This window comes from Vibrio sp. 1069 (assembly GCF_033340555.1).
On sequence record NZ_JAWOWP010000867.1, the window covers coordinates 1 to 537 of the forward strand.

Genomic DNA, 537 nt, shown 5'->3' on the forward strand with positions numbered 1-537 from the left:
GCTTGGGTGGTTACTGGGCATATACCAATCCGGGTGAGTCTCATATCTCCCTTAGTCATGTCTCTGACTGGCTACCCGATTTCTCTCAAGATGGAATTGGGGCAGGTTTCACCGCAGTCGTGCTTTCATTGACTGGTTTAGAAATTACCACCTCATATGCAAGTGAGGTAGAAAATCCACAAAAGGCGTATCCAAAAGCACTCTTAGCTTCTACGGCGCTGATTTTGGTTTCTTTAACAGCTTGCTCGCTGTCAATTTCATCGGTGGTATCAAGCGATCACGCCAGCTTAAGCGAAGGTGTGATCTTGGCGTTCAAAACCTTCTTTGATGATTTGAACCTCTCGTTCATGCTGCCTGTGATAGCTTTGGCGATTGTGTTTGGCACGCTAGCAAGCTTGAACAACTGGATTATTGCACCGACAAAGAGCCTGCATGTGGCGGCGAAAGACCAGTTTATGCCACTCGCACTGTCGAAAGAAAATCAAAACCAAGCACCTGTCGCCCTACTCTTATTGCAAGGGGCTATCGTTAGCGTGT

1 protein-coding gene is annotated in these 537 nt (G+C 47.3%); it reads left to right on the top strand.

The features are described from left to right. Positions 1-537: amino acid permease (locus R7040_RS29510; protein ID WP_318098058.1), on the top strand; the 537-nt coding region annotated here is incomplete at both ends.